This window comes from Frisingicoccus sp. (assembly GCF_048388605.1).
GTDB lineage: Bacteria > Bacillota > Clostridia > Lachnospirales > Lachnospiraceae > Frisingicoccus.
In genome coordinates this window covers 24,485-47,708 of the sequence record NZ_DBGCTU010000019.1, presented here as the reverse complement: position 1 = coordinate 47,708, position 23,224 = coordinate 24,485, and the positions used below count along the sequence as shown (strand labels likewise).

Genomic DNA, 23,224 nt, shown 5'->3' with positions numbered 1-23,224 from the left:
GATTTTATGCACGTAATTAAAAATGTCAATTTGGAGACGGTTTGCGGCATTACGAGTAAACTGCCGGAAAATACATTGCCGGAGGTGGCCTTTGCGGGCAAATCCAATGTGGGGAAATCCTCTTTGATTAACGGTCTGATGAATCGGAAGTCCTATGCCCGGACATCGCAGCAGCCCGGAAAAACGCAGACAATTAATTTCTATAATATCAATGAGGAGATTTATTTTGTCGATCTGCCGGGCTACGGTTATGCCAAAGTTTCTGAAGCGGTCAAGGCAAAATGGGGAACGATGATTGAGCGTTACCTTCACACTTCGAAGCAGCTTCGGCTGGTGTTTTTGCTGATTGATATTCGCCATGAGCCGTCGGCCAATGATAAACATATGTATCATTGGATCGTCAGCCAGGGGTTTAATCCGGTCATCATTGCGACAAAGCTGGATAAGCTGAAGCGCAGCCAGGTTCCAAAGCATATAAAACAGATCCGTGAGGGACTTGATGTGACGGAGGGAACACCGATCGTTCCATTTTCGGCCGTGAGCAAGCAGGGACGGGATGAAATCTGGGATTTGATTGAACAATATGCACTAAATTTTGAAATTTAATAAAAAATTTATAGTAATTATCCCTCATTTCGTATATGATAATAATATATGAAATGAGGGATTTTTATGCGTTTAACATTTTCTGGAGCCGCCCATGAGGTGACAGGAAGCTGTCATTATCTGGAAGCATGCGGACACAAAATATTTATTGATTATGGGATGGAACAGGGGGAAGATTTTTTTGAAAACCAGCCGGTGGCTGCCGCTGCGGCGGAAATAGACTATGTATTTCTCACCCATGCCCATATTGACCATTCGGGTTTACTGCCTCTGTTATATGCCGAGGGATTCCGGGGAACGGTTTTTGCAACCAATGCGACAAAGCAGCTTTGCGGAATTATGCTTCGTGACAGTGCTCATATTCAGGAGTTCGAAGCAGAATGGAAAAACCGTAAAGGGCGCCGTGCCGGAAGAGCGGAGGTTGTGCCGACTTACACCATGGAGGATGCGGAAGGCGTGCTGGAGCATTTCGCCGGCTGTGATTATAATAAAATGATTGATATATGTCCGGGGATACGCATCCGCTTTACGGATGTGGGTCATTTGCTCGGCTCTTCCTGTATAGAAATATGGATCAGCGAAAACGGCCTGCAGAAGAAGATCGTCTTTTCCGGCGATGTGGGAAATACAAATCAGCCGTTGATCAAAGATCCGTCGACGGTGGATGAGGCGGATTATGTGGTCATTGAGTCGACCTATGGGGATCGCTCTCATGGGCAGACACGTCCGGACTATGTGGAGGAATTGAGCCGGATCATTCAGTCGACCTTCGATCGGGGCGGCAACGTGGTCATTCCGTCCTTTGCGGTAGGGCGTACCCAGGAGATGCTTTACTTTATCCGTCAGATCAAGGCTGAAAATCGGATTAAAGGGCATGATAATTTCGAGGTTTATGTGGACAGTCCGCTGGCGATCGAGGCCACGACAATATTTAATCAGAATATCTATGAATGTTTTGATGAGGAAGCAATGGAGTTGGTAAAACAGGGGATTAATCCGATTACTTTCCCCGGCCTGAAAACTTCTGTTTCCAGCGAAGAATCTAAGGCGATTAATTTTGATGATCGTCCAAAGGTTATTCTTTCGGCTTCCGGCATGTGCGAAGCCGGCCGGATCCGCCATCATTTAAAACATAATCTGTGGCGGCCGGAATGTACCATATTATTTGTCGGCTATCAGGCCAACGGTACTCTGGGCCGGGCGCTGGTGGAAGGAACCCAGGAAGTGAAGCTCTTTGGAGAGACGATAGAAGTCTGTGCGCACATTGAGCAGCTGGCCGGAATCAGCGGACATGCGGATAAGCAGGGCCTGATTCAATGGCTGCAGGGCTTTAAGCAGAAGCCGGAGCGGGTATTTGTTGTTCATGGCGAAGATTCAGTATGTGACGCCTTCACCGAGTGTCTCAAAAATGAATATGGCTATGATGCAGTGGCGCCGTACAGCGGAACAAGTTATGATCTGGCAGATAACAGTTGTGTGGTTGAGGCTGTACCGGTTCGCAAGTCGAAGAAAGCAGCGGCGAGAAAGGCCAGCTCCGTATTTGAACGGCTTGTTGCCGCCGGAAGACGACTGCTTATCGTTATTCAGCATAATGAAGGCGGTGCCAATAAGGATCTGGCTAAATTTGCGGATCAGATTAATACTCTCTGTGATAAATGGGACAGATAATATAGTAAATGAAACGTGATGAAAATAAAAAAGAATATTGTGCTTATGTATATCATTGCCTTTTTACAGGGAATGGTGTTTTACGGCGCTGTGGCGACATTGTACCGTCAGGCGGCGGGACTGAATATGTTTCAGATTACCCTGATTGAAAGCATTTCCCTTGCAATTTCTGTCGCGATGGAACTTCCGTGGGGGATTCTGGCGGACAAAATCGGCTATCGGAATACAATGATTGTCTGTAATATCCTGTATCTGTTTTCGAAAATTGTTTTTTGGCGGGCGGATGGCTTTGACATGTTTTTGATCGAGCGGATACTTCTTGGAATCACCATTGCGGGGCTTTCCGGCGTTGATTCGAGCATTTTGTATCTTTCCGCCGGGAAGGCGGATGCACAAAAGGTATTTGGAATCTATGACAGTCTGGGAACGGCTGGGTTGATGAGCGCCGCGGGAATTTACAGTTTATTTCTGTACGGCAATTATAGAAAGGCTGCGTTTTTTACGCTAGTAACTTATGCTTTTGCCGCGGGAATTTCTCTTTTTCTGAAGGAAGTCAAAGAAGAAATGCCGTCACAGCGAGATTCGCCGGTGCAGGAATTTGGGGCGATAGTGAAGGATATGATGCATAGAAAGGAGCTGCTCCTTTTTGTTGTGGGAATTGCTCTGTTTAGTGAGTGCCATCAGACGATTACAGTGTTTTTAAGCCAGCTTCAATATGTAAAGTGTGGGATGACAGACAGCAGTATCGGCTGGGTATATATCCTCATGACCGGAGCAGGATTGCTCGGCAGCAGGTCGGCCTCCTTCTGCAGCAGATATGGCAGAAGAAAAAGCGGGGTGATCCTGCTTATGTCAGGCATAGCTTCATGTTTGATACTTGCGGTTACAGAAAATCCATTTTTTTCCGTATTGGCAATAGTGTCTCTGCGTATTTCCTGCAGTTTGTTTATGCCGTTGAGTAAGGTGATGGAGAATCAGTTTATAACCTATTCGAACCGGGCCACCGCATTGAGTATCAATGCGGTACTCATGGATGGGGTTGCGATCGGGACAAATCTGGTTTTCGGGAGATCGGCAGATAAAAGTCTTTCTCTGGCATTTATTATTGCAGCGGTATTTTGTATTGCGGCACTGGGATTATTCTGCTATACAGCAGCCAAAAAGAAAATATCATAAATCCCGGCATCGGACAGCCATAGGTAGAATTTAAGGAAAACGGTTATTCTTATATCCGATAATTCCTTGATATTCTACCTATCTTTTTTTGCCAGTAATGTTGTCATAAGATAATCATAGATTTCACTGCTCTGTTTATGCCAGTGATCGCAGATAAGTTCGGCCTGAAGCTCCGTCGGCACGGTAAGCTCCAGTCTGAGCAGTGATTCCTTTCCGTCCCTGAGCAAAAGTTCTACTTCGAATTCCTGATTTTTTTTCGGAAGATAGCCGGCGGTCACTTCATTTGTCCGGCGTAGAGCGTAGCGCTTATCTTCCAGATAGGCACAGATATCCTTTTTTATGCCGTCGGAAATAGATGAGGAAAAGGCATCCAGAGTTTCTTTGCCGGAGGCTGTCAACTGATAATAAGAACTGTTGTTTTTCTGCTCCACAGAAATAAACTGGGCTTCGATCAAATCGGATATCGCCGCCTGAGTTGTAAAGTAGGTGGTATATCCTTTGTCCAAAAGGAATTCGCATACCTGAGAATTTGTCAGAGGGAATTCCGAGGCGTTTAATATATATAGAATCATTAATTTATACAAAGTGGCTGGTTCGGCAATCATAAATATTCCTTTCCTACCTGTCTGCCTGGGTTAAAGAGGCGTATACATTCGTCCCTGCCAGGTGCCGCAGGTTTTAAAAGAGTGATGGATGGTGTTGAGAACCTGTTTTTTATGGCCGCTCCACAGCGGAGCTGTCAGGAGCTGTTTCGGACCGTCGCCGGTGATACGGTGAATGACCATTTCCGGCGGAAGTACTTCAATGCAGCGGATAATTAAATCCGAATATTCTTCTAAAGTCAGTATGTGAAAAGGACGAACGCGGTAAAGAGTATCTAAATCAGTTCCTCGCAGAACATGAAGTAATTGCAGCTTGATTCCCTGAATCGGCTGCTGCGCAAGAAAACGATGCGTTTCTAAAATATCATCCTTCGATTCTCCCGGAAGTCCGAGAATAGTGTGAACAATTGTTTCAATGCCGGCTTCCTGAAGACGATGAAGTGCATCGATGAAAACCTCCAGCGTATAACCGCGGCGGATAAAGCGGGACGTATCTTCATGAATTGTTTGCAGCCCGAGTTCAATCCAGACAGGTTTTATCTGATTTAAACGTTTTAAAAGGTCGATGATCTCCGTTGAAAGGCAGTCGGGACGGGTGGCAATGGAGAGAACCGCTGTTTCCGGATGGGCAATGACCGGCATATACAGTTTTTCCAGATAGTCCGCCGACGCATAAGTGTTTGTAAATGCCTGGAAATAGGCAATAAAACGATGCCCGGTATACTTTTTGGATATGAGCTGTTTTCCGGCTTCCAGTTGGGAACGGATATTCGCCGAAATATCCGGAGACAGGGAAACATCATTGGAAAGTCTGGCCCCGGAAAATTCTCCGGAGCCTCCGGAGCTGCAAAAGATACAGCCCCGGTTTCCGAGAGTGCCATCCCTGTTTGGACAGGTAAACCCGCCGTCCAGGGCAATTTTATATATTTTTTCACCAAAATGTTCCTGCAAATACTGATTTAAAGAATAATAAGGCTTTCCATTCCAGCGCTGCAAAGCTTCTGAGTAACTTGAAATCATTTTATGCTGTAATGTGGTCTTTAACCGCTTTGGAAACGACGTCCACGATTCGAGGGTCAAACGGGTCCGGCATAATAAAGTCTTCGGATAATTCTTCATCGGAAACAAGTCCGGCCAGGGCCGCGGCAGCAGCCAGTTTCATTTCTTCCGTAATCTGGCGCGCACGGCCTTCCAGCGCACCTTTGAAGATACCCGGGAAAGCAGTGACATTGTTGATCTGATTTGGAAAATCCGAACGGCCTGTGCCGACAACTCGTGCTCCGGCAGCTCTTGCGATATCCGGCATGATTTCAGGCACCGGATTCGCCATAGCGAACATGATCGCATCCTTATTCATAGAAGCAACCATTTCCGCGGTAACGATGCCAGGTGCGGAAACGCCGACAAAGACATCGGCTCCCTTTAAGGCATCTGCCAGAGTTCCTTCTTTGTTTTCAAGGTTTGTATATTTTGTCATTTTTTCCTGCATCCAGTTCAGATTCGGATAGTTTTTGGAAATGATGCCAAAACGGTCACACATGGTCACATGTTTAAACCCATAGGTGAGGAGAAGACGGGTGATGGCAATACCGGCGGAACCGGCGCCGTTAACGACTACCCGGCAGTCCTCTTTTTTCTTTCCTGTCAGACGAAGTCCGTTCATAATACCGGCTAAAACGACGATGGCTGTACCGTGCTGGTCATCATGGAAGACTGGGATGTCCAGTATCTCTTTTAAACGAGTTTCAATCTCAAAACAACGAGGTGCGGAGATATCTTCCAGATTGATGCCGCCGAAGGCCGGGGCAATGCGGATGACTGTCTCAATAATTTCTTCAGTGTCCTGGGTATCCAGACAGATTGGAACCGCGTTGACATTTCCAAATTCTTTGAACAGGGCAGCTTTCCCTTCCATCACCGGTATTGCCGCGTAAGCGCCGATATTTCCGAGTCCGAGGACAGCAGAACCATCGGATACAACAGCCACCGTATTCGCTTTGCTTGTGTAGGTGTATACGGCATCTTTATTTTCTGCAATCACTTTACAGGGTTCAGCAACGCCCGGAGTATAGGCGAGAGCCAGGTCTTCCCGGGTTTTAATAGGGCATTTGGAAACGGTTTCAATTTTACCCTGCCATTCTTCATGAAGCTTTAATGCTTTCTCATTATCTGCCATTTTCTATGTTCCTTTCATCATAAGTTTCGTTACATACATGAATAATAATAGCATTTACCATGGGTGAAATCAAGAAGAAATGGATTGACAGCCTTTTCCCGGCGTATTAGAATTGAAGGAGCAGGATAACAAAAGGAGAAAGATCATGGAAAAGTCAAAAGTTTATTTTGCAAATTTCCGCGCAACCGTGCAGGAAAATATACAGCAGAAGCTGGTGCGTCTGATGAAGACGGCGGGAATGGATACGATTGATTTTGATAAGAAGTATGTAGCGATTAAGATTCATTTTGGAGAACCGGGAAATCTGGCGTATCTTCGGCCGAACTATGCAAAGACCGTTGTTGACTTTGTGAAGAGTCTGGGCGGAAAGCCATTTTTGACGGATTGTAATACACTTTATGTCGGCGGAAGGAAAAACGCCCTCGATCATTTGGACAGTGCCTATGTGAATGGTTTTTCGCCATTTTCAACCGGATGTCATGTGATTATTGCAGACGGTTTGAAGGGAACGGATGAAGTGCTTGTGCCGGTGGAAGGCGGCACCTATGTGAAGGAAGCAAAAATTGGCCGGGCCGTGATGGATGCGGATGTGGTGATCTCGCTGAATCATTTTAAAGGCCATGAAGCGGCCGGCTTTGGCGGCGCCATTAAGAATATCGGTATGGGCTGCGGCTCCAGGGCCGGCAAGATGGAGATGCACAGCGCGGGAAAACCGCGGGTATCTTTGCGGAAATGTATCGGCTGCGGACAGTGTACAAAGGTTTGCGCCCATGATGCGATTACAATTACGGATAAGAAGGCGTCCATTGACCATAATAAATGTGTCGGCTGCGGGCGCTGTATCGGAGTCTGTCCGATGGATGCGGTGAAAGCAGCGGAGGATGAGTCCAACGATATTTTGAATTGCAAGATGGCAGAATATACAAAGGCAGTTATTGAAGGACGTCCGAACTTCCATATTAGCCTTGTTATGGATGTGTCGCCGTATTGCGACTGCCATGGAGAGAATGATGCACCAATCGTTCCGGATGTGGGAATGTTCGCTTCCTTCGACCCGGTGGCTTTGGATAAGGCCTGTGCGGATGCTGTCAACAGACAGCCGATATGCAGGGGTAGTGTTCTGGATGAGGTGGAGCATGTTCATCATGATCATTTTACCGATATATTCCCGGACACAAACTGGTCCAGCTGTCTTGAACATGCCAAGAAGCTGGGAATTGGAACAGATGACTATGAGTTGATTCAGATTTGATCAGGAGGAATAAGAAATGAAAGAAGCAACAATTTTATTACAGAGTATTGAAGATGTTAAAGAGTTTAACCGTATTGTGGCGGTATATGACGGTGATGTGGATTTGGTATCAGGACGCTATGTCATCGATGCAAAATCAATCATGGGTATTTTCAGCCTTGATTTAAGCAAACCAATCAATATCCAGGTTCATGGCGATAACCCGGATGCGTTGATTGATTCTTTAAAAGCATTTGTTCAGTAAGGCAATATAATTATTTCAGGGGTGCGGCAGAAAAGGAGAAATTATGGAAAAAGAACAGTTATTAGGAACAACATTTACATGCGAACAGGTGGTGACACCGGATATGACAGCAGCCAGTGCTGTTCCGGGGACGCCGGATGTTTTCGGCACACCGATTCTGGTTGCCTTAGTTGAGAAAACATGCTTTATGTGTATGGCCCAGGCCAGTGGAGAAGGAGAAGCCAGCGTTGGGGTTACACTGGATATCACCCATTCTTCACCGACACCTGTGGGCATGAAAGTATCATGTACAGCCAAGGTTGAAAAGGTCGATAAGAAGATGGTCACATTTTCTTATGAAGCTGTGGACGAGGCCGGTGTGATCGGCACGGGTACTCATGTCAGGGCTTATGTTCAGAAAGATAAGATTGAAGCGAAGGCAGCAGCAAAATTGAAGAAATAAAAAGAATATTTTTTATCGAAAAAGCCCGATGGATTGTTATTGATATTCCATCGGGTTTTGCTTTGTAGATTCATTGAGCAGCCTTCTATATTAATCTTTTATTTTTGAGATAATTCTCTTTCAAGTTCAGCAATACGATTCATAAGACTTTCAACGTTATTGTTTTGTGATTCGATAATCCGGGCCTGAGCTAAGATGGTTTTCTCTTTATTTTTTATTTCTTCCTGCATTTCATCAATCATCAGTTTCACTGTATTACGATCCATTTCCAGAAGTTCTTTTGAAAATATCTGCATAATTTCCTCCATATTCCGGCATAATTCATATATATCTGCATATAATGGTTTAAATTCCGGATATTTCCGGATAAGCTTTAGAATCATTTCCGGTTCATCTCTGCAGAAAAATGTAAGCCATGCCTCAAGTTTATTATGTATACTGTCACCTTCATTTTGCTGTTTTTCACGGAAGATGTCAAGGGTTATGTAGACAAATTTTTGAGGCATATCTATTTCGATGCCGGTGTCTGCTTTTAATATTGCAGATGCTTCGCATGGGTATGCCCGTCAAGTTACATACGATGAGGTACATTTAATGTTTGCCATAAAGTTTTTTCCACCAGAAAACAAAAGAAATCAGTCCAGGAATACCAATCCAAAGGAATATTACAGCAAGGGTAATTGCTTCAAAATTGTTGATCGTACAAGATGCGGCTAAGTAAAGCAATACCAATGGCAGTGAAATAAAGCCAATGACTTTGTGGGCAATATTCCATGTTTCTTCATCCTGCACGGTCCAGGGAAGCCTTAATCCGGTATGCCGGGTGAATGGAAGCTTTGGAGAAATGTAACCGCCAAACAGCATAATAATGCAGGTGACTGCTAAGGCAAGCCCTTGTTCGCCGGACTCGGAGAGTCTGATGAATGAGGCTTCATTGAATATGGCAATCATCACGGCAAATATTAAAACGGCCATATTAAAAAGTGTTGTAACTTTTAATGTGCCGATTTTCATATTTTCAGTAGTTATTTTCGTGAGCAATGAGAGATTTCTATATAAAATAATTAAGGCGGCTAACATGCACCCGCCGGTCAATGCAATAGATAGAATCTCATTTTTTATATTTATTGTAATAAGCATCGCCATAAAAGATAAAAGTAAAATGAGTCCCCTCTTTTTTTCAGCCTGCAGATATAAGGCTTTTTCTCGATTTTTATGGGCCAGTTGTTCATTCAGATGAGCAAGTTCGGCAGCAATATTTTCAACATCATCATTTTGCGGTTTGATATCCAGCAGGTCATTCACAGATACTTCCAATAAGTCGGCTATTTGAATCAGGATATCTGCATCGGGAACAGATAAGCCTTTTTCCCATTTTGAAACAGTCTGTCTGACTACATTTAATTCTATGGCCAATTCCTCCTGGCTGATGCCTTTTTTCTTTCTGGCATTTCGAATATTTTCATTGATCATATTTTGTCTCATCCTTTTGCTTTTCTTGTTATTATAGCTGTATTTGTGCCATAAAAACAAGCAACAGAAATTAACATGGTCATTTTTGCGCGAAAAAGCCCGATGGATTGTTATTGATGTTCTGTTTAAACGGAAAAAAATATGATAAAATAAAGGAGCAATGTGCATGGAAGAAAAGAAAGCATTGAAAGATTTAAACCTTATAGACCGTTTTTTATTTGCCGAGGTTATGGACGCCCCGGAGGCTGTTCAGGATGCACTCAGTATTATTCTGGGGCAGGATATTCGGCTTATTCCACCGTCCCAGACGGAAAAAGAACATCGGGTGTCGCCTTTGTCAAAATCCATACGTATGGATGTTTTTTCCATGTCCGAGGAGGGTATTGTCTATGATATAGAAGCTCAGAATACATATAAGGGAGATTTGAGAAAACGGAGTCGGTATTATCAGTCATTGATGGACAGTTCCTTATTGGAGCCGGGAACGGATGATTACAATATGTTGAAGGATTCCTATATTATTGTTATTACCGATTATGATATTTTCGGTCTTGGAAAGTACTGTTATACTTTCAGCCCGATATGCCATGAAGCTCCGCAACTATCCCTTGAGGACGGCGCCATACGGATATTTTTAAATACCCGTGGGAAAAATGAAGATGAAGTTTCTCCGGAATTGGTAGAGTTTCTGCATTATATGGAAAATACAACGGATAAGGCGGCTGCCCAGGCTGGCAGTGACCGTATTTGGCGGATTCATAAACGGGTGTGTAAGGCGAAGAAGGGTGAGGCGATAGGAATGAGATTTTTGCGGGAACTGGAAGAGCGAAATACAGCCAGAGCAGAAGGAAGGGCAGAGGGGCACCGAGATGACGTCTTGGAATTGTTGTCAAATTTTGGTGAGTTATCAGAAGACTTAAGGAAACAGATTCTGGAGCAGGAGGATGAAGAAATCCTGAAAAAATGGCTGCTGCTGGCTGCAAGAGCAGAATCTGTTGAGGATTTTATGGAGAAAATGTAGGAGATTGGAAGGCATACGTTTAGGACGATGTCGGAAAGGGAAAAATGAATATACGAAAGATAAAAAAGCCATGATACCGGTTCAGGAAGAATAGCTGATTTATCGGAGTCATGGCTTTTATTGTATTATTTTAGAAATTTACTTGCTTTAGAAATCCACTTCATCCGGGTTCCATCCGGAGAATCCGGTCTGTTCCATGGCGGCGATGGCTTTCATATCCTCATCGGAAATCTCAAAGTTATAGACATCAAGATTGGATGCGATACGGGATGGCGTTACAGATTTTGGAAGTGGAATGATACCGTTCTGAGCAGCAAAACGAATACAAATCTGAGCAACGCTCTTACCATATTTTTTGGCAATTGCCGCAAGAAATTCATTGCCAAGAACCTGCCCGTTACCAAGCGGGCTCCAGGCTTCGACAACAATACCGTTGGCCTGACAGTAGTCTACCGTTTCCTGCTGAAGATATCCCGGATGATATTCAATCTGATCAATCATCGGCGGAACTTCTGTCTGCATCAACGGTTCCAGATGATGGGGCAGAAAGTTGGATACACCGATTGCGCGGATGCGTCCGGCCTTATAAAGTTCCGTGATCGCTTTCCATGTATCCAGATTGATTTCTTTCCAGTTATCAAAGCGGTGGGCCGTGGCCGGCCAATGAATCAGGTATAAATCCAGGTAATCCAGCCTCATGGTTTTCAAAGTTGTCTCGAAAGCTGCCATTGTTTTATCATAGCCCCGTTTGGAGTTCCATAATTTGCTTGTAATAAATACATTTTCACGTTTTAGCCCACATTCGGCGATGGCCTGTCCGACGCTGCCTTCATTTTTATATAAGGCTGCGGTGTCGATATGGCGATATCCGGCCTCAAGCGCTGCTTTTACGCTATTGACAGCGGCATCGTCCTTTGCCTGCCATGTTCCAAAGCCAATACCCGGGATTTCAACACCATTGTTTAAAGTGTAAATCTTTTTAACCTCCATGTACATATACCTCCAATTAGTAATTTTGATTATTAACCCTCATTATTATCATACTTGAAACAAAAGCATAAAGCAAGAATTGATGAAGTCATTTTCATAAAAGGTGTTCCTTTTTAGATTGTGATAAGCAATATGGTATGATAAAATGTGAAAAAGACCATTTCATAATTGATATCTATGGAGGAAAAGATGAAAACAGCAGTGCTTTTATATAATACAAGTTGTATTTACGAGATTGTGATATTGAACTATTTTCTTAAGTATACAGGCAAGGAGGTTGTGTTTGTATCATGTGACGGAAATTCCATTATTGCCACGGAAGGGTATTCAATAAATGTATCCGGTCAATTATGGGATATTAACCCTGAGGATGTGGAACTTATGATTATTCCAGGCGGAGATATTACTGAAATAGATAACAGAAAGGTATGGGATTATCTTACCAAAGTTCAGGCAAATCAGGGGTTAATTGCAGGAATATGCGCAGGTGTTGATGTCTTAGAACATGCTGGAATTCTTGAGAAGATTAATTCGACGTATTCCAATGATTTGGATGTTGTCGCTGACGGCAGAGTGATAACCGCCAGAGCAAATGGATATGTTGATTTTGCAATTGAAGTTGCCAAAAAGATGGACTTGTTTGAGGATGAAGCCGATCTGCAGGAAACAATTGAATTTTGGAGAAATCATCAAAGAATGGAATGACTTTTCCAATCATCAAAATATGAATGTTATTTTTAGTCGAAAAAGCCCGATGGATTGTTATTGATATTTCATCGGGCTTTGTTATAAAATAAGATTATCGGGGAGTTTATTTCAGAAGCTCGTATAGAAATTTCTAAATCCTGGTCAGGAGCTAAAATCCACTATTTTGTACAAAAAAGAATTTGACATTTAATACTGAATATAGTACTATTCAAAAGGAGGGACGAAGGAAGTTGCCCGGCATAGAGAAAATAATAAATAAGATGAAAAGGCAGCCAAATGGCATACGCCAGGAAGAAGCCGATAAAGTATTAAAAGCGTATGGATATGAGTTGGTAAGGCAAAAAGGGAGTCATAAACATTATCTAAACAGTGAAACAGGAGAACTTATAACCATTAAACAGGAAAATCCTTTAAAAAAGGCTTATGTAGTGAGTATTTTAAATAGAATAGGGAAGTGAGATTCTACTATATACATAATAGAGGATAGGAGTTGATATAATGGAAGCAAAAGACTATATGAAGCTGCCCTATACGAGACTGGTGCAGGAGATGGATGATGAAAGCGGGCATTATTTTTATGGCAGGGTTCTGGAATTGGATGGCTGTCAGAGTACGGGAGATTCTTTGGATGAACTTTATTCGAATCTCAATGAAGCTATGGAAGGTTATATAGAAGCTAAGCTGGGAAATGGATTGCCTGTACCCGCTCCGGAATCGGTAGGTAATTATAGTGGAAAGTTTGTCGTAAGACTTCCAAAATCTCTGCATCAGAGATTAGTCATTGAGGCAGATAGAGAAGGAGTAAGTCTTAATCAATTAGCATTATATAAATTGACTCTTTAAAAATAAAAAAGCCATGATACAGCTTCAGGAAAGCCCCTGATTTATCCGTATCATGGCTCTTATTATATAAGGGGTAATGAATTAGCAAACACCCTGTGCGAGCATAGCGTCGGCAACTTTCTTGAATCCGGCGATGTTAGCGCCGGCAACGAAGTCGTCTTCTACGCCATAAGCTTTTGCTGCGTCATCAATATTATGGAAGATATTTACCATAATGCCGCGAAGTTTTTCATCAACTTCTTCGAAGCTCCAGCTCAAACGCATGCTGTTCTGGGACATCTCCAGTGCGGAGGTAGCAACACCGCCGGCGTTGGAAGCTTTGCCCGGAACAAAGTAAACTTTGTTTGTCTGCAGGTATTCGGTAGCTTCAAGTGTTGTAGGCATGTTAGCGCCCTCAGCGACAACTTTGCAGCCGTTGGCAACAAGGGCTTTGGCGTCATCCAGATGCAGTTCATTCTGGGTTGCACATGGAAGAGCCACATCGCAAGGAATCGTCCATACGCCTGTACCTTCATGGTAAACAGCTTCCGGATGTTTTTCAACATACTCTTTAATACGTCCGCGACGTACTTCTTTGATATCTTTAACAAGAGCAAGATCGATACCGTTTTCATCATAGATCCATCCGTTGGAATCGCTGAGAGTAACAACTTTAGCGCCAAGCTGAGTTGCCTTTTCAGTAGCGTAAATAGCTACATTGCCGGCGCCGGATACAGCAACGGTTTTGCCTTCTAACGTATCGCCCTTGCATTTTAATAATTCATCTACAAGGTAAACGAGACCGTAACCAGTAGCTTCTGTACGGGCCAGGGAACCGCCGTAGGTAAGTCCTTTACCTGTGAGAACACCTTCAGAGAGGTTGCGGATGCGTTTGTATTGTCCATAAAGGAAGCCAATCTCACGTCCGCCGACACCGATATCACCGGCTGGAACATCTGTATCAGCACCGATATGACGGCACAACTCTGTCATAAAACTCTGGCAGAAAGCCATAACTTCGCGGTCGGATTTACCCTTCGGGTCAAAATCAGAACCGCCTTTGCCGCCGCCGATCGGAAGACCTGTCAGAGAGTTTTTGAAAATCTGTTCAAAACCAAGGAATTTGATAATACTCAGGTTTACAGACGGATGAAAACGAAGTCCGCCCTTGTATGGTCCGATAGCACTGTTAAACTGTACACGATAGCCGCGGTTTACCTGAACTTTGCCATTATCATCTACCCATGGGACACGGAACATGATCACACGCTCTGGCTCTACGATGCGCTCCAGAAGAGATGCATCCTGATACTTTGGTTCATTATCTACCACAAGTTTCAGAGAGTTCATAACTTCTGTAACAGCCTGGATAAATTCCGGTTCATTTGGATTTTTTTTGATGACGCTTTCAATGATGCTGTCAGTATAAGACATAAGATTCTTCCTCCTTGAATAGTTTATGTTAAATTTTAGTGCAATTATAGTATAGATTTTTTGGAAATTCAATACTTTACTGGAATAAAATTGAAAAAAATGTAAAATAAAGTATTAAATAATACATCGTGTATCGATTCGTATTGAAAAGTCGAAAATTGCGAAAAATTTTTCTTTATTTATTGATATTTTAGTGTATAATGAAGGTATCTACGGGCGCTTCTAATGTTATTTTTTCCCAGAGAATAGAAAAAATATGTACATAAATTTAAGGAGGATACTTATGAACGAGAAGTACGCAACTTTGTCGTTAGTTCAATTGAAGGAACTGGCAAAATCACAGGGTGTAAAAAATGTATCCACAATGAGGAAAGCACAACTGGTTCAATTGATGGGTGAACTGGAAGAAAAATATAATAAAGAAAAAAATGAGGCTCGCGGGGAACAGGAAGAACGGGAAAAGAATGTAAACCGTGCGGCCCGGGAAACAAAAGAACGTCATAACAGAAGTGAAGTTCGGGAAGAAAAGAGCCGTCGTGAGAAAAATGATGCGCGGGAAGAAAAACGTAATGATAAGGTGGAAGAAAAGCGCGGCGATAAAGCGGAAGAGCAGGGCACCGAAGATGGTGAGATGCGGATGGACAGTTCTCTGGAGGCGTTGGACAGCGGCCAGATGGCTCATGGCATACTGGAGGTTTTAGCGGACGGTTATGGTTTTATCCGGTGTGAAAATTATCTGCCGGGGCCGAATGACGTTTATGTTTCGCCGGCCCAGATCCGGCGCTTTAATATGAAGACCGGGGATATTATCGCAGGAAATATCCGGGTGAAAACTCAGAATGAGAAGTTCAGCGCATTGCTTTATGTGAAATCGGTCAATGGTTTCCATCCGGGAGAGGCGACCCGGCGCATGAATTTTGAGGATATGACGCCGATTTTCCCGGATGACAGGATTCGGCTTGAGACGGTCCGCTCCAGCGTTCCGATGCGGATTATGGATTTGGTATCGCCGATCGGCAAGGGACAGCGCGGTATGATCGTGGCTCCGCCGAAAACGGGAAAGACGACCCTGTTGAAGCAGATAGCCAAGGCGGTGACGACAAATCACCCGGATATGAATCTGATCATTCTGCTCATTGATGAACGACCGGAGGAAGTGACAGATATCCGGGAGTCTATTGTCGGTAAAAATGTTGAAGTTATCTATTCGACATTTGATGAATTGCCGGAGCATCACAAGCGGGTATCCGAGATGGTGCTTGAGCGGGCAAAACGGCTTGTAGAGCATAAAAAAGATGTAGTTATTCTTCTGGACAGCATTACGCGTCTCGCCCGGGCTTATAATCTGACAGTGCCGCCAAGCGGACGTACTTTGTCCGGCGGTCTTGACCCGGCGGCCCTTTATATGCCGAAGAAATTCTTTGGCGCAGCCCGGAATATGCGGGAAGGCGGAAGCCTGACAGTGCTTGCGACAGCGCTGGTGGAAACCGGAAGTAAGATGGATGACGTTGTTTTTGAAGAATTTAAGGGAACAGGTAATATGGAACTGGTGCTTGACAGAAAGCTTTCGGAGAAACGAATTTTCCCGGCGGTGGATATTGCCCGCTCAGGGACACGGCGGGAAGAATTGCTCCTTTCCCGGGAGGAATTAGACGCGTCTTATGCGATGCGCAAAGCGCTGAACGGTATGAAATCCGATGAGGCCTTAGAGAGAATTCTGGATATGTTCATGCACACAGAAGATAATAAAGCCTTTGTTTCCATGATGAAGCGGACAAAGATATTCTAGTAAAGGAGGTATGTTTATGGGTGAATACAGTAAGTTTATCAGTCAAAAGCGCCGCAGTGTGCCTGTGCCAAAGTCGATGACAACAGAGGATGGTCAATCCATTTTCGGTACATTTGATAAAGAGTTTGAGGAAATGGATTTGCTTCGTCTGAAGAAGCCGACCCATGCACCCCAGTGCCTGAACCGGCTTAAGCTGACCTTGTGGGAGGCCACGGAAGTTCACCTGAAAAACGGCGTACTTCTGGCTGTTGTCTGTGATATGGGTCTTTTTGGAAAGACGCTGAATATCTTTTATGATAAGCGGACTAAAAAGGTGTATACATGGGACACGAATCTGAGAAGCAAAGATACCATTATTGCCCCAAACCTGCTGCGAGGCAGTGTTGCCGATGGGAAGACGCCGTTGAGCCATGTGAAATATGTAAATCATTTTGAAAAGGGTATGTGTCATCTCCGAGGAAGACACAAAAATGATACGGACAGCATTGAATATGATTTTAAGCTGAAGCGTCTGAGCAAACCAAGCGTTGTCAGCATTCCGTTTGGAAAAAACCGCCCGCTGTACAGTCAGAAAGACTTTTTCAAAGCGGAAGGCAGCCTGACTATCAATGGTGAGAAGATGTGCACGGATGGAGACAGTGTTGCGATTGTTGACGATCACAGGGGTTATTATCCGAGAAAATCTCACTATGATTGGGTGACAACGATGGGACGGCAGGAGATCAGCGGCGAAAAGAAGTTTTTTGCTTTCAATCTGACAAGAAATCAATCCTTGAATCAGGACAGGTATAATGAAAATCTGATTTGGTTTGAAAAGGAGACAAGCCTTTTGCCGCCGGTGACCTTTACACGGACACCGGAAACAAAGAATTTTGACGGTTATGCAGAATGGCTGATCAGGGATGAACATGATATGGTCAATATTAAATTTAAAGTATACGGCATCAGTCCGATGATCGTCCATGCTGTCGTGGTCAATATTGATTATTATGTCGCTTTTGGCGAGCTGGAAGGCTATGTCAGAGATGAGGATGGCAATAAATATATTCTTGATGGTATGATGGGAATGGGAGAGGATAAAACACTTTTGTTTTAGCTGTTTTTGGCGAAAGAATTTTGAAAAAAAGCTTGAAAGCAGGGAGCAACCATGCTATAATGAAAAAGCTGTTTTTATAATGAACAAAATTGATTCGTCAGTTTTATAATTTATAATGAGAAAGTTTGAGCGAGGTGAAAAACATGAGAGAAGGAATTCATCCAAAATATTATCAGGCAAAAGTAACTTGCAACTGCGGTAATGAATTTGTAACGGGTTCAACGAAACCGGAGATTCACGTAGAAATTTGTTCTAAATGCCATTCTTTCTATACAGGTCAGCAGAAAGCTGTTGCAGCTCGTGGCCGTATTGATAAATTCAATCGTAAGTATGGTATTACTCAGGAATAAGAGGAATGTTACAGGTAAGGTTGAGGTTTTTTCTAAAAATCTCAACCTATTTTTCTATAGAGGTATGATATTATGAAGTATGCAAATATTGGCGGTCAGGCGGTCATGGAGGGAGTTATGATGCGTCATAAGGACCGGTATGCGGTAGCTGTGCGCAAGGAAAATCATGAAATCGAAGTGAAGTCGGACACCCATATCGGTTATGGAAAACGGTTTCATGTTTCCGGGATCCCGATTGTCCGGGGGGCCTTTGCTTTTGTCGATTCCCTTGTTCTCGGCATGCAGACGCTGACTTGGTCGGCCTCCTTTTTTGAAGAGGAAGAACCGGCAGATACTTCCGGCCGAAAGAAAGAAGAAGCGACGGAAGTTTCTGACAAAAAGAAGGAAGAAGATTCCGATAAAGGATTTATGATTTTGACAGTGATACTTTCTCTGGCCTTATCCATCGGATTGTTTATGGTTTTGCCCTTTTTTATTTCAAATATATTCCGGCGGGCAACGGACTCCGGATTGATTCTCGGCATTATCGAGGGGCTTGTCCGGCTGATGATCTTCATTGCCTATATCGTGTTGATTTCAAGGATGAAAGATATCCAGAGATTGTTCATGTATCATGGCGCGGAGCATAAGACGATCAACTGTATAGAGCATGGCGAGGAGCTGACGCCTGAAAATGCGGCAAAATATTCACGGTTCCATAAACGGTGCGGCACAAGTTTTCTGTTTATCGTTATGTTTGTGAGCATTGTGTTTTTTCTGCTTTTCTTTCAGATATTCCCGATGGAGAATATGGCTTTGAAGGTTATTTGCCGGATTTTGATGGTTCCGCTGATTGCCGGAGTGTCTTATGAGATCATTCAATGGGCAGGACGCCATGATTCCGGGCTGGTATGCCTGGTGAGCAAGCCGGGGTTCTGGATGCAGAAATTTACAACAAAGGAGCCGGATATGGAAATGCTCGAGGTGGCTATCGCATCGATCGAGGCTATTTATGACTGGCGTGAGTTTCAAAAGGAATTGGCAAAGTGAAAACGTTAAGGCAATTATTGAAAGAAGGCGAACAGCGTCTTGCGGAAAATCAGATTGAAAACAGTGCCATGGAGGCAAGGTATCTGCTGGAATATATTTGCGATCTGAATTGGGCCCAGTATTTGCTGCAGGCAGATACGGAGGCGGATCCTCAGGAAGAAAGGCGGTATCGGGAAGCGGTGGAACGCCGCTGCGGTCATTATCCGCTGCAGTATATTTTGGGGACGGCCGGATTTATGGGGTTGGATTTTATGGTCAATGAGTCTGTACTTATTCCGCGGCAGGATACGGAAGTGCTTGTGGAAACTGTGCTTGAAAAGGCGAATATTCCGGGCGGAAAGATTCTTGACATGTGTACCGGTTCGGGCTGTATCCTCATCAGCCTGATGGCTCTGGGAAGCTATGGCCGGGGCGTCGGCGCCGATATCTCAGAGGATGCGCTGAGGGTGGCGCGGATGAACGGCATATTTAACCGGCAGAGCTGGGAAAAGAATGGCCGGGGCACCAACGATATTTTATGGCTGCAGAGCAATTTATTTGAAAAAGTAAGCGGACGGTTTGATGTCATCGTGTCGAACCCGCCTTATATTCCGGCGGCGGTCATTGAGACATTGATGCCGGAAGTGCGGGTGTATGAACCCCGGATGGCCCTGGAGGGCGCCGATGAGGGCCTGGAATTTTATAAAAAGATTGCCGGAGCGGCGGAAGAATACTTAAAATCGGAAGGCTGGCTGTTCTTTGAAATCGGTTGTGAACAGGCAGAAGCGGTTTCAAAAATTTTGATGGAAAATGGCTTCCGGGATATACATACGGTCAGGGACCTGGCCGGGCTTGACCGGGTGGTCTACGGAAAAAGATAGAAATCAAAGAAGATAGAGATCAATTGGAGGAAAAATTATGTTTGACAGATTAGATGATATTTTAATCCGTTATCAGCAGGTAATGGAGGAGTTGAACGACCCGGAGGTGGTGAATGACCAGCCGCGGTTTCGTAAGCTGATGAAAGAACAGAATGACCTGGCTCCAATCGTAGAAAAATATACGGAATATAAGCAGGAAAAACAGAATGTGGAGGACAGTCTGGAGCTTCTGGAGATGGAAAGCGATGAGGAAATGCGGGAGCTTGCCAAGGAAGAGATGGCTGAATCCAAAAAACGGATTGGGGAGATCGAGCAGGAATTAAAAATTCTTCTTATTCCTAAGGACCCGATGGATGAGAAGAACGTTATCGTTGAGATCCGTGCCGGAGCCGGCGGGGATGAGGCGGCTTTATTTGCGGCGGAATTGTTTCGCATGTATTCTAAATATGCGGAAAAACAGCGCTGGAAAATCGATATGATGAGTGTTAATGAGAGTGGTATCGGCGGTTTCAAAGAGGTTGTGTTTATGATCAGCGGCAACGGCGTTTATTCCCGGTTGAAATTTGAGAGCGGTGTCCATCGCGTACAGCGTGTGCCGGAGACCGAGTCGGGCGGCCGTATTCATACGTCAACGGTTACTGTGGCAATTATGCCGGAGGCCGAAGAGGTGGATGTCCAGCTGGATATGAATGATGTGCGTATCGATGTGTTCCGCGCCTCCGGAAACGGCGGACAGTGCGTTAATACAACGGATTCAGCGGTTCGTATTACCCACATTCCAACGGGAATCGTTATTTCCTGTCAGGATGAAAAATCTCAGTTAAAGAATAAGGATAAAGGTTTGAAGGTTCTGCGCTCCAGACTTTATGATCTGGAATTGGAGAAAAAGAAAAAGGAAGAGGCGGCCAACCGTAAAAATCAGGTTGGAACGGGCGACCGCTCAGAAAAAATCCGTACGTACAATTTCCCGCAGGGACGGTGTACGGATCATCGCATTAAATTGACATTACATCGGCTGGACGATGTTTTAAATGGTGATCTGGATGAGATCATTGACAGCCTGACTGCAGCAGATCAGGCTGCCAAGTTGAGCAACATGGAGGAAGAAGGTTAAATCAGATGATATCTAAGAGCATGACACAGTTGGTTCAGGGAAATTCGGTCATTCGTGCTTTATTTGAAGAGGGCAGGGAGATGGCCAGAGAAGTCGGCGCGGAAAATGTGTATGATTTCAGCTTGGGGAACCCGAGTGTTCCGGCGCCGGAGGCAGTGCGTACATCGATGAAACGGATTCTGGATAACGGAAATTCACTGTATGTTCACGGCTATATGAGTAATGCGGGTTATGAGGAGGTTCGGGAGGCTGTGGCGGCTTCTTTAAATGAACGGTTCGGGACTGGCTTTGATCAGACAGGAATTCTTATGACAGTGGGTGCTGCCGGCGGTTTAAATGTGGTTTTGAGGACAATCGTTGATCCGGGAGATGAAGTTGTCTGTTTTGCCCCATTCTTTGGTGAATATACAAATTATGTTCATAATTATCAGGGGAATCTGGTTGTCATTCCGCCAAATCCGCCGACATTCCAGCCGAATGTGGAAATGCTGGCGGAGAAGATCACGCAAAAGACAAAAGCGCTGATCCTCAATAATCCGAACAATCCGACAGGGGTTGTCTACTCGGAAGAAACACTGGACAGACTGCAGGCTATCTTGGAGGAGGCAGAGAAGCGCATCGGCCATTCCATTTATGTGATTTCCGATGAACCTTATCGTGAACTGGTTTATGACGGTGTGAAAGTGCCTTTTATGACGAAACATATCCGGAATTGTATCATTGGCTATTCCTTCAGCAAATCTCTGTCCCTGCCGGGAGAGCGGATCGGATATCTGGCCGTGCCTAAGGAAGTGGATGACTATCAGGGGCTGGTTGAAGGGCTGGCGATCGCCAACCGGGTTCTCGGTTTTGTCAACGCCCCGTCATTGCAGCAGTTGATGATAAAAGAATGTTTAAATGAGCGGACCGATGTGGAAGCCTATGACAGAAACCGGAAGTTTTTATATAAATCTTTGAAGGAGTTGGGCTTTGACTGTGTGAAGCCGGAAGGTGCTTTTTATCTGTTTGTAAAATCTCCGGCGGCGGATGAAAAAGAATTTGTTGCAGAGGCAAAGAAACATCATTTACTGCTTGTTCCGGCCTCCAGCTTTGGATGTCCGGGCTATGTGCGCATTGCCTATTGTGTGTCCTATGAGATGATTGAGCGTTCCCTGCCGGCCTTCAGGGCGTTGGCGGAGACCTATTTTGACGGAAAAAATGACTTGAAATAGAGAGGTTGTGATACGGATGAAGACATGGAGAGATTATGTGCGCCGGGTTGTGCCTTATACACCGGGTGAACAGCCAAACCGGCCGGGAATGATTAAATTAAATACCAATGAGAATCCCTATCCTCCGGCGCCGGGAGTTGTTAAGATGGCTGCACATCTGGAAACCGACAAATTCCGCCTTTACCCGGATCCCACAGCCGGTGTGCTGACAAAAGCATTGGCTGAGTTTTATCATGTGGCGCAGGAACAGATATTTGTCGGCGTGGGGTCGGACGATGTTCTGGCGATGGCTTTCCAAACCTTTTTTAACAGTGAAAAGCCGATATTTTTCCCGGATATTACCTATTCGTTTTATCCGGTTTGGGCGGATGCCTTTAAGATCCCTTATGAGACAAAGGCATTGGACGAGAATTTCCGGATTCGAAAGGAAGACTACTATGGTGAGAACGGCGGCGTTGTATTCCCGAATCCGAATGCTCCGACATCTGTGTATGAAGATTTAGATTTTGTTGAGGATATTTTAAAACATAACAGGGATGTTCTTGTGATCGTGGATGAAGCCTATATTGATTTCGGCGGAAGATCCGCGCTGGCCTTGATTGAAAAATATGACAATCTGCTTGTGGTACAGACATTTTCAAAATCCCGTTCCATGGCGGGAATGAGGATCGGCTATGCCATTGGCAATGAGGAATTGATCAAGGCGCTGAATGATTTTAAATACTCATTTAATTCCTATACGATGGATCAGACCTCTTTGGTTCTCGGGGCGGAGGCTGTGAAGGACAGAGAGTATTTTAATGAATGTCTTGAAAAAATTATGCGTACCCGGGCCTGGACGGCAAAGGAATTAAAGGCGCTCGGGTTTGAATTTAATGAACCATGGGCGAATTTTATCTTTGCAGCTCATCCGAAGTATCCGGCGAAGGAGCTGTTTGAGGCACTGCGGAAAGCAAACATTTATGTACGGTATTTCAGTCTGCCCCGGATTGACAATTATTTGAGAATTACAGTGGGAACCGATGCGGAGATGGAAACGCTGATTCATTTTCTTAAAGATTATATGAAATAAAGAAAAATCCTCTCAACAGCGGAACTGTTGGGAGGATTTCTTCGTGGAGAGCCGGATGCCTGAATCTCTATAGGGCGTGGATGAATGGA

25 protein-coding genes are annotated in these 23,224 nt (G+C 44.4%); 18 read left to right on the top strand and 7 right to left on the bottom strand.

The window, feature by feature from the left end; genetic code table 11:
- Positions 1–6 precede the first annotated feature (6 nt).
- The 3 genes from yihA (at position 7) to ACMN7X_RS03765 (ending at position 3,450) form a co-directional block, all read left to right on the top strand.
- Positions 7–606: a ribosome biogenesis GTP-binding protein YihA/YsxC gene (gene yihA / locus ACMN7X_RS03775; protein ID WP_418746166.1), complete on the top strand. Its 600-nt coding sequence runs from the start codon at positions 7–9 to the stop codon at positions 604–606.
- Positions 607–672: 66 nt separating this feature from the next.
- On the top strand, positions 673–2,274 hold the full coding sequence (locus ACMN7X_RS03770) for an MBL fold metallo-hydrolase RNA specificity domain-containing protein (protein WP_418746165.1): 1,602 nt from the start codon (positions 673–675) through the stop codon (positions 2,272–2,274).
- Between the two features lie 18 nt (positions 2,275–2,292).
- The gene (locus ACMN7X_RS03765) at positions 2,293–3,450 is read left to right on the top strand and encodes an MFS transporter (protein ID WP_418746164.1); all 1,158 of its coding nucleotides are present in this window, start codon (positions 2,293–2,295) and stop codon (positions 3,448–3,450) included.
- A gap of 74 nt (positions 3,451–3,524) precedes the next feature.
- Here the strand turns inward: ACMN7X_RS03765 and ACMN7X_RS03760 are convergent, their stop codons facing one another.
- Genes ACMN7X_RS03760 through ACMN7X_RS03750 form a run of 3 tightly spaced genes read right to left on the bottom strand, consistent with a single transcriptional unit; the run spans position 3,525 to position 6,228 of the window.
- Positions 3,525–4,055, bottom strand: coding sequence for a DUF4364 family protein (locus ACMN7X_RS03760; RefSeq protein WP_418746163.1), 531 nt, complete (start codon positions 4,053–4,055; stop codon positions 3,525–3,527).
- Between the two features lie 30 nt (positions 4,056–4,085).
- A complete protein-coding gene (locus tag ACMN7X_RS03755; RefSeq protein WP_418746162.1) occupies positions 4,086–5,072 on the bottom strand; it encodes a TIGR01212 family radical SAM protein in 987 nt (328 codons plus the stop codon).
- Between the two features lies 1 nt (position 5,073).
- Entirely contained in the window at positions 5,074–6,228 is a 1,155-nt protein-coding gene (locus ACMN7X_RS03750) for an NAD(P)-dependent malic enzyme (protein WP_418746161.1), read from the bottom strand.
- 145 nt (positions 6,229–6,373) lie between these two features.
- Between ACMN7X_RS03750 and ACMN7X_RS03745 the strand changes: the two genes are divergently transcribed.
- From ACMN7X_RS03745 to ACMN7X_RS03735, 3 genes are read left to right on the top strand one after another with little or no spacing between them, the layout of a single operon-like run.
- The gene (locus ACMN7X_RS03745; RefSeq protein WP_418746160.1) at positions 6,374–7,480 is read left to right on the top strand and encodes a DUF362 domain-containing protein; all 1,107 of its coding nucleotides are present in this window, start codon (positions 6,374–6,376) and stop codon (positions 7,478–7,480) included.
- Positions 7,481–7,496: 16 nt separating this feature from the next.
- A complete protein-coding gene (locus ACMN7X_RS03740) occupies positions 7,497–7,724 on the top strand; it encodes an HPr family phosphocarrier protein (RefSeq protein ID WP_418746159.1) in 228 nt (75 codons plus the stop codon).
- A gap of 43 nt (positions 7,725–7,767) precedes the next feature.
- Positions 7,768–8,166, top strand: a complete 399-nt coding sequence (locus ACMN7X_RS03735) for a thioesterase family protein (protein ID WP_418746158.1) — start codon at positions 7,768–7,770, stop codon at positions 8,164–8,166.
- Between the two features lie 98 nt (positions 8,167–8,264).
- Here ACMN7X_RS03735 and ACMN7X_RS03730 read toward each other — a convergent pair whose 3' ends face one another.
- Positions 8,265–8,462, bottom strand: a complete 198-nt coding sequence (locus ACMN7X_RS03730) for a hypothetical protein (RefSeq protein ID WP_418746157.1) — start codon at positions 8,460–8,462, stop codon at positions 8,265–8,267.
- 295 nt (positions 8,463–8,757) lie between these two features.
- Positions 8,758–9,639, bottom strand: a complete 882-nt coding sequence (locus ACMN7X_RS03725; RefSeq protein ID WP_418746156.1) for a helix-turn-helix domain-containing protein — start codon at positions 9,637–9,639, stop codon at positions 8,758–8,760.
- 166 nt (positions 9,640–9,805) lie between these two features.
- Between ACMN7X_RS03725 and ACMN7X_RS03720 the strand changes: the two genes are divergently transcribed.
- On the top strand, positions 9,806–10,660 hold the full coding sequence (locus tag ACMN7X_RS03720) for an Rpn family recombination-promoting nuclease/putative transposase (RefSeq protein WP_418746155.1): 855 nt from the start codon (positions 9,806–9,808) through the stop codon (positions 10,658–10,660).
- A gap of 147 nt (positions 10,661–10,807) precedes the next feature.
- Here the strand turns inward: ACMN7X_RS03720 and ACMN7X_RS03715 are convergent, their stop codons facing one another.
- Positions 10,808–11,650 (bottom strand): aldo/keto reductase, encoded by an 843-nt coding sequence (locus ACMN7X_RS03715; RefSeq protein WP_418746154.1) that lies wholly within the window; start codon positions 11,648–11,650, stop codon positions 10,808–10,810.
- Positions 11,651–11,839: 189 nt separating this feature from the next.
- Here ACMN7X_RS03715 and ACMN7X_RS03710 point away from each other — a divergent pair, with 189 nt between their 5' ends.
- The 3 genes from ACMN7X_RS03710 (at position 11,840) to ACMN7X_RS03700 (ending at position 13,201) form a co-directional block, all read left to right on the top strand.
- Positions 11,840–12,355 (top strand): DJ-1/PfpI family protein, encoded by a 516-nt coding sequence (locus ACMN7X_RS03710; protein ID WP_418746153.1) that lies wholly within the window; start codon positions 11,840–11,842, stop codon positions 12,353–12,355.
- Positions 12,356–12,588: 233 nt separating this feature from the next.
- Positions 12,589–12,816 carry a type II toxin-antitoxin system HicA family toxin gene (locus ACMN7X_RS03705; protein WP_418746152.1) on the top strand — a complete coding sequence of 76 codons (228 nt, stop codon included), beginning with the start codon at positions 12,589–12,591 and terminating at the stop codon, positions 12,814–12,816.
- Between the two features lie 40 nt (positions 12,817–12,856).
- Positions 12,857–13,201 carry a type II toxin-antitoxin system HicB family antitoxin gene (locus ACMN7X_RS03700; protein WP_418746151.1) on the top strand — a complete coding sequence of 115 codons (345 nt, stop codon included), beginning with the start codon at positions 12,857–12,859 and terminating at the stop codon, positions 13,199–13,201.
- Between the two features lie 81 nt (positions 13,202–13,282).
- Here the strand turns inward: ACMN7X_RS03700 and gdhA are convergent, their stop codons facing one another.
- Positions 13,283–14,614: an NADP-specific glutamate dehydrogenase gene (gdhA, locus tag ACMN7X_RS03695; protein WP_418746150.1), complete on the bottom strand. Its 1,332-nt coding sequence runs from the start codon at positions 14,612–14,614 to the stop codon at positions 13,283–13,285.
- 283 nt (positions 14,615–14,897) lie between these two features.
- Here gdhA and rho point away from each other — a divergent pair, with 283 nt between their 5' ends.
- The 8 genes from rho to hisC all read left to right on the top strand — a co-directional run bounded on the left by rho (position 14,898) and on the right by hisC (position 23,135).
- Entirely contained in the window at positions 14,898–16,403 is a 1,506-nt protein-coding gene (gene rho / locus ACMN7X_RS03690) for a transcription termination factor Rho (RefSeq protein WP_418746149.1), read from the top strand.
- A gap of 16 nt (positions 16,404–16,419) precedes the next feature.
- On the top strand, positions 16,420–17,499 hold the full coding sequence (locus ACMN7X_RS03685; RefSeq protein ID WP_418746148.1) for a DUF2804 domain-containing protein: 1,080 nt from the start codon (positions 16,420–16,422) through the stop codon (positions 17,497–17,499).
- A gap of 143 nt (positions 17,500–17,642) precedes the next feature.
- On the top strand, positions 17,643–17,849 hold the full coding sequence (gene rpmE / locus ACMN7X_RS03680; protein ID WP_132092916.1) for a 50S ribosomal protein L31: 207 nt from the start codon (positions 17,643–17,645) through the stop codon (positions 17,847–17,849).
- A 72-nt stretch (positions 17,850–17,921) separates the two neighbouring features.
- Positions 17,922–18,878, top strand: coding sequence for a DUF1385 domain-containing protein (locus ACMN7X_RS03675; protein ID WP_418746147.1), 957 nt, complete (start codon positions 17,922–17,924; stop codon positions 18,876–18,878).
- Positions 18,875–19,738 (top strand): peptide chain release factor N(5)-glutamine methyltransferase, encoded by an 864-nt coding sequence (gene prmC / locus ACMN7X_RS03670; protein WP_418746146.1) that lies wholly within the window; start codon positions 18,875–18,877, stop codon positions 19,736–19,738. The genes ACMN7X_RS03675 and prmC overlap by 4 nt, the downstream gene beginning before the upstream one ends.
- A 37-nt stretch (positions 19,739–19,775) precedes the next feature.
- Positions 19,776–20,852, top strand: coding sequence for a peptide chain release factor 1 (prfA, locus tag ACMN7X_RS03665; RefSeq protein ID WP_178042324.1), 1,077 nt, complete (start codon positions 19,776–19,778; stop codon positions 20,850–20,852).
- Between the two features lie 5 nt (positions 20,853–20,857).
- Positions 20,858–22,063 carry a pyridoxal phosphate-dependent aminotransferase gene (locus tag ACMN7X_RS03660; RefSeq protein ID WP_418746145.1) on the top strand — a complete coding sequence of 402 codons (1,206 nt, stop codon included), beginning with the start codon at positions 20,858–20,860 and terminating at the stop codon, positions 22,061–22,063.
- A 16-nt stretch (positions 22,064–22,079) separates the two neighbouring features.
- Positions 22,080–23,135, top strand: coding sequence for a histidinol-phosphate transaminase (gene hisC, locus ACMN7X_RS03655; protein WP_418746144.1), 1,056 nt, complete (start codon positions 22,080–22,082; stop codon positions 23,133–23,135).
- Positions 23,136–23,224 lie beyond the last annotated feature (89 nt).